Source organism: Phytobacter sp. V69 (assembly GCF_965644215.1).
Lineage (GTDB): Bacteria > Pseudomonadota > Gammaproteobacteria > Enterobacterales > Enterobacteriaceae > Phytobacter.
Map to the genome: position 1 here is coordinate 1 of NZ_CBFFRL010000253.1, position 5570 is coordinate 5570.

The window sequence follows — 5570 nt, forward strand, 5'->3', positions numbered from 1 at the left end:
TATCGGTAGTTAACCCTTCCTCCTACACTCTCCACAATCATGTCCGAGCGTTGCACTTATTATCTGAATTCGCGCTTCACCGTAAAGACGAATTAAATTTTTCTTACAGGGAATTGAAGGAATTACGGCGTGGCGCGGGTTCAGAGAAAGGTTACAGAGTTTTACCCTGGTAGATTTGATAACCCAAATCGACCGTGTTGTGATTGAGAACGTCATTTTTTAACTTATTCAATAACATCTGCGCCGCCATGCGGCCAATATCAAAACGCGGCGTGATCACGCTCGCCAGGCTGGGGATCATCTGTTTGCCCATTTCCAGGCCATGAAAACCGGCGATCGAAATCTGCTCCGGAATAGACAGATCGTGTTCGCGGCAATACAGCAGCGCCCCCATGGCAATATCGTCATTCGTACAAAAAACGCCGTCGAGATCCGGGTACGTCGTTAAGGCTTCTTTCATCAGCTGCGACCCCAGATAGATAGAGGAACTGGCGCGGGGATTGATGCGCCAGGCTTCCAGATGATGCTGCGTCATGGCATCGCAGTAGCCACAGAACCGCTGTTCATCACGCATATCGTCTTTGGAGCCGAGATAGATAATTTTGCGCCGCTGCCGTTTCGCCAGCATGGTTGTGACCATATCAAACGCGGCCTGGCGGTTGTTAAACCCTACCTCCATATCCATTTTGCCGCCCTTCACATCCATCAATTCCACAATTGGGATTTTGGCAGAGCGCAGAAACTTAACGGTGCGCACCGTATGGTGTTTTTCGGAAAGGATAATGCCGTCGATATTGTAGGAAAGCAGGTTGATGATCGACTCCTCTTCGGACTCCTTGTTGTAGTTATAATTCGCGATAAGTGTTTGATAATTATGGTCAGACGTCACGGATTCAATGCCCGCAAGAATGTCGGCAAACAGCTGGTTCTGGAAGGAGGGAATCAGCACGCCCAGCGTGTAGCTTTGCGCGTTGAGCAACATGCCCGGCGCGCGGTTGGGCACATAGTTGATCTCTTCCATGATCATCGCGATGCGCTCACCGGTTGCCTTCGCCACGGTTTTAGGCGAGCGGATATAACGGCTGACGGTCATTTTGGTGACCCCCGCCAGCGTCGCGATATCCTGTAGCGAAATTCGGTGGTTTCTCATCGTCTCTCCTCCACAGGGGAAGCAGTTAGGCTACTTCCCCTGTGAATTCCATCATTTCGACATGCGATCAATGCAGGATAGCGTTAAGGATCAGCACGCCCAGCAGGCCCATGACCGAAATTAGCGTTTCCATTACTGTCCATGTGCGCAGTGTCTCACCAACGCTGAGATTAAAGTAGCCTTTGAACAGCCAGAATCCTGGATCGTTGACGTGTGACGCAATTACGCTGCCCGCCCCTGTTGCCAGCACCATCAGCGCCGGATCGGCATGCGTAACGTTGATAATCGGTAGCACTACACCCGCCGTGGTGATGGCCGCCACGGTGGCAGAGCCCAGCGCGATACGCAGTACCGCGGCAACGGTCCAGCACATCAGCAACGGCGACAGAGTCGTACCGGTCATCAGCTGTGAGATGTATTTGCCAACGCCGCTATCCACCAGCACCTGTTTGAACGCACCACCGCCCGCAATAATGAAGACAATCATGGCGATAGCACCGATGGACGCCCCCACCATCTCCATCACCTTTTCGAGGTTACGCCCATTGCGCAGCCCAAGGGTGAAAACGGCGATCACGATGGCAATAAACAGCGCTACGGCCGGGTTACCGACAAATTCAAAGAAGACCCGCACGCCGTTGCCTTTCGGCAGGGTGATTTCACACACCGCCGCGATAGCCATCAGGATAACCGGCATCACCGCGGCAAAAATACTGTTCCAGAAGCCCGGCATTTCATGGTCGGCAAAGATATGCGGGTTGAATAACCCTTCCGGCGGCGCTTTCTCAAAGCGCGTCAGCAGTTTAGAAAACAGCGGCCCGGCGACGATAACAGTCGGAATAGTAATGATCATGCCATACAGCAGGGTTGTTCCCAGATTGGCTTCAAAAATGGTGGCGATAGCGGTCGGTCCCGGATGCGGCGGCAAAAAGCAGTGCGTCACGGACAGCGCGGTCACCATCGGTACGCCGACATACAGCAGCGGCAGGCCGGATGAGGCGACCACGGTGAACACCAGCGGCAACAGCAGGACAAAGCCTACTTCGAAGAACATGGCCAGCCCGACCACCAGCCCGGTGATCACCAGCGCCCATTGCACCCGTTCTTTTCCGAATGTCGCAATAAGCGTCGTGGCGATACGCTGCGCGGCCCCGGTATCAGAAATCAGTTTCCCCAGCATGGCGCCAAAGCCGAGAATCATCGCCAGGCCGCCTAACGTTCCGCCAATCCCTCCCTGAATAGAGTGCAACACAGCCTGCGCATCCATTCCTTCGGCAAATCCCACGACGGCGGCAACCAGCACCAAGGCGATAAACCCGTTAACTTTAAAACCAATCATTAAGACCAGCAGCAGCGCTACACCTGCCGCGATAATCAGTAATGGCATAATCGTATCTCTTGTTATGTGCCGAACCAGCAGCGCCGCAGCGCTGCATCTTAGTGCTAATGGGTCACACAGCGACCAGCATGCCGCCGTCAACGAACAGGAGATGGCCGTTAACAAAATCGGAGGCTTTAGAGGAGAGGAACACCGCCGCACCAATCAACTCTTCCGGGTTGCCCCAGCGCGCTGCAGGGGTGCGTTTGCACAGCCAGCCGGTGAACGCTTCATCTTCCACCAGCGCTTTGGTCATCTCGGTTTTGAAGTAACCCGGGGCGATGCCATTGACCTGAATATTGTATCGTGCCAGTTCGACGCACATCCCACGGGTCAGCATTTTGACCGCACCTTTAGAGGCGGCATAGGGGGTGATGGTGTCGCGGCCCAGCTCGCTCTGCATGGAACAGATGTTGATCACTTTCCCGGCTTTACGTTCCACCATGCGGCGCGTCACCGCCTGCGATACCAGGAAAACCGCCGTCTGGTTAACCGCAATCACGTCATTCCACTCTTGTTCCGGGAATTCATTAAACGGGTGGCGGCGCTGAATCCCGGCATTGTTCACCAGCACATCAATCGGCCCGGTTTGCTCTTCGATACGGGCAACGGCAGCATCGATTTCCGCTTTTTGGGTGACATTAAACGGCGCGGCGACAGCGCGAATATCCGCCGCATGCAATTTGGCGACGGCGGCATCGGCACGCTCCTGATTGATATCATTAACGATAATTTGCGCGCCGTATTTCCCGAGGCCCGTTGCTAATAAGTAACCAATACCCTGCGCGGAACCGGTAATGAGCACATTTTTGCCCGCCAGTGAAAAAAGGTCATTCATGGTCTTATTCCTTATCACGATGCATTAAAAAACGAGTTGAACTTTGGCCGCCCGGGTTTTATCACCGGCGAATTTCAGCGCCTGCTCAAGCTCGGTAAAGGGGTATTCGCCGCTCAGTAACGGCAGCGGATCAACCACGCCAGTCGCCAGCCAGGAGACCGCGGTATTGAACTCGGTGGTGAAGCGGAAAGAGCCTTTGAGCGCAATCTCTTTGGCGATCAGCATCATCATCGGGAAATCCGGCACCGCGCCGCCCATGCCCACCTGAACCATCGCCCCTTTGGCGCGCGTCACTTCAAGGCAGGTCGTGATGGAGGTCGGATGGCCGGACACCTCGAAGCTGACATCGAAATAGCCTTTTTCAGCTTTCCATGGCGTCAGGTCTGCGCTACCGGGGTCGAGCAGCGTGTCGGCTCCCATTTTTTTCGCCAGTTCAAGGGAGCGTAGGCTGATATCTGCACAGACAATTTCGGCGGCACCCAGCGTTTTCACCGCGCTAACAATCAGGCAGCCAATAGGGCCAACGCCGGAGATAAAGACGCGTTTACCCTGTAAATCACCCGCCTGATGCGCCGCATGGATGGCAACCGCCAGCGGCTCAGCAAAGGCCATCGTTTTGGCATCGGCATTTCCGGAAAAAGGAATACACTGCGCGGTATCCACGACTTTAAAACGGGTAAATCCGCCATCAACATGCGGGAAATACATGGCGCTGCCAAAGAAACGCATTTCCGTACACTGGTTTTCTTCTTTCGCCAGACAATATTTACAATGGCCACATGGTTTTGATGGATTTATCGCAACGGTTTGCCCTTCTTGTATTTTTTCTGAATCTGTATGAACAATATTACCAATCACTTCATGGCCTAACACCATGGGCGCTTTTACAGAAAAATTCCCTACTTTGCCTTCCTGATAATAATGCAAATCGGATCCACAAATCCCCCCACGGGTTATTTGCACCAATGTACCTTTATTATTCCATTCTATTTCCTGGTCGCTAACGTCAACAGTTTGCTTTCCCGCTACAACGCAGGATTGGGTTTTAATCTTCATATTTCCTCTCTGGTCAGGACGTGGCCTGGTGGGCATTTAAGCGGTTTTTCCTGACCTGAATTGTGACGCGCATCACGCTCAAAAATTGTTACACTGCATTGTTACGCATAACGTGACGCACTTTATAATTCTGCTTTACATGTGCAGAAAAAAATAAACCCACCGTCATTAGCACGGTAATATCCGCGTCATCAAGATGAGACAGGGGGGGGGGTAATTAAATGCGCGGTGAGAGTTATATTCTAATGGGGGTATCAGGTAGCGGTAAATCATTGGTTGGGGCCAAAACCGCTGCCGTATTAGGCGCAAAATTTATTGATGGTGACGATCTCCATCCGGCAAAGAATATCGATAAAATGTCTGCCAGCATTCCTTTAACCGATGAAGACAGATTACCGTGGCTGGAACGATTAAATGATGCGTCTTACAGTTTGTATAAAAAGAATGAAACGGGCTTAATTGTCTGTTCAGCATTAAAAAAACGCTACCGGGATATTCTGCGCAAAGGCAGCCCGAATGTACGCTTTCTGTGGCTGGACGGTGATTACGAAACCATCCTTGCGAGAATGGCTAAACGGCAGGGGCATTTTATGCCGGTCGAATTACTCAACAGCCAGTTCGCGGCGCTGGAGCGCCCGGAACAGGAAGAGGATGATGTGATACGCATAGATATCGATCATGATGTCGATAACGTGGTTGCGCAGTGCGTGCAGGCGGTTGCTGCGCTGCGGGCCAAAAAGGGATAACGGATTCATTCAGCCAGGCGTGCATGGTGAGTTTCGCAATAAACCCAACGATGCGCCTCGGTTATCCGCCGGGAGCCCTCGCCCGGCGTCGCTTTCGCGGTACTCGTTAACTCTTCATCCAGGCGGCGAAATCCGCTTGCCAGGATTCATGCCAGCGTGAGAGCGCCGGGCGATTTTGCAATATATCCAGATAAGCCCAGGCGATGCGTCGGCTATCCATCTCCGGCGTGACCTCATTGTCCGGACAGAGAATATAGAAATCACCCCAGCGAAAACGCATGACGAAATAGTCGATAACCTCATCGGCATGCCAGGCGGCGTCGGGTTTAGGCTGTGTCCCTTAATCACCTGAGTTATAGTAACTGTCTTTTTCAACAACATATTGAACTATGGCTCGCTACG

At 52.6% G+C, this 5570-nt stretch carries 6 protein-coding genes; 1 reads left to right on the top strand and 5 read right to left on the bottom strand.

Features of this window, described 5'->3' with window-relative positions; translation table 11 throughout:
* Window positions 1-151: 151 nt before the first annotated feature.
* The 4 genes from idnR to idnD form a co-directional block, all read right to left on the bottom strand.
* The gene (gene idnR, locus ACSZPU_RS22775) at window positions 152-1150 is read right to left on the bottom strand and encodes a DNA-binding transcriptional regulator IdnR (RefSeq protein ID WP_499003458.1); all 999 of its coding nucleotides are present in this window, start codon (window positions 1148-1150) and stop codon (window positions 152-154) included.
* A gap of 67 nt (window positions 1151-1217) precedes the next feature.
* Window positions 1218-2537 (bottom strand): gluconate:H+ symporter, encoded by a 1320-nt coding sequence (locus tag ACSZPU_RS22780; protein WP_499003459.1) that lies wholly within the window; start codon window positions 2535-2537, stop codon window positions 1218-1220.
* Between the two features lie 64 nt (window positions 2538-2601).
* Window positions 2602-3366 (bottom strand): gluconate 5-dehydrogenase, encoded by a 765-nt coding sequence (gene idnO, locus ACSZPU_RS22785; RefSeq protein ID WP_499003461.1) that lies wholly within the window; start codon window positions 3364-3366, stop codon window positions 2602-2604.
* Window positions 3367-3390: 24 nt separating this feature from the next.
* The gene (idnD, locus tag ACSZPU_RS22790; protein ID WP_499003464.1) at window positions 3391-4422 is read right to left on the bottom strand and encodes an L-idonate 5-dehydrogenase; all 1032 of its coding nucleotides are present in this window, start codon (window positions 4420-4422) and stop codon (window positions 3391-3393) included.
* 221 nt (window positions 4423-4643) lie between these two features.
* Between idnD and idnK the strand changes: the two genes are divergently transcribed.
* The gene (gene idnK / locus ACSZPU_RS22795; protein WP_499003466.1) at window positions 4644-5168 is read left to right on the top strand and encodes a gluconokinase; all 525 of its coding nucleotides are present in this window, start codon (window positions 4644-4646) and stop codon (window positions 5166-5168) included.
* 106 nt (window positions 5169-5274) lie between these two features.
* Here idnK and ACSZPU_RS22800 read toward each other — a convergent pair whose 3' ends face one another.
* Complete coding sequence (locus tag ACSZPU_RS22800; RefSeq protein WP_499003468.1) at window positions 5275-5448, bottom strand: hypothetical protein; 174 nt, start codon at window positions 5446-5448, stop codon at window positions 5275-5277.
* Window positions 5449-5570: the final 122 nt, after the last annotated feature.

Coding starts and splice junctions, on each gene's coding strand:
- idnR (WP_499003458.1), bottom strand. CDS start 1,150: ATGAGAAACCACCGAATTTCGCTACAGGATATCGCGACGCTGGCGGGG.
- ACSZPU_RS22780 (WP_499003459.1), bottom strand. CDS start 2,537: ATGCCATTACTGATTATCGCGGCAGGTGTAGCGCTGCTGCTGGTCTTA.
- idnO (WP_499003461.1), bottom strand. CDS start 3,366: ATGAATGACCTTTTTTCACTGGCGGGCAAAAATGTGCTCATTACCGGT.
- idnD (WP_499003464.1), bottom strand. CDS start 4,422: ATGAAGATTAAAACCCAATCCTGCGTTGTAGCGGGAAAGCAAACTGTT.
- idnK (WP_499003466.1), top strand. CDS start 4,644: ATGCGCGGTGAGAGTTATATTCTAATGGGGGTATCAGGTAGCGGTAAA.
- ACSZPU_RS22800 (WP_499003468.1), bottom strand. CDS start 5,448: ATGCGTTTTCGCTGGGGTGATTTCTATATTCTCTGTCCGGACAATGAG.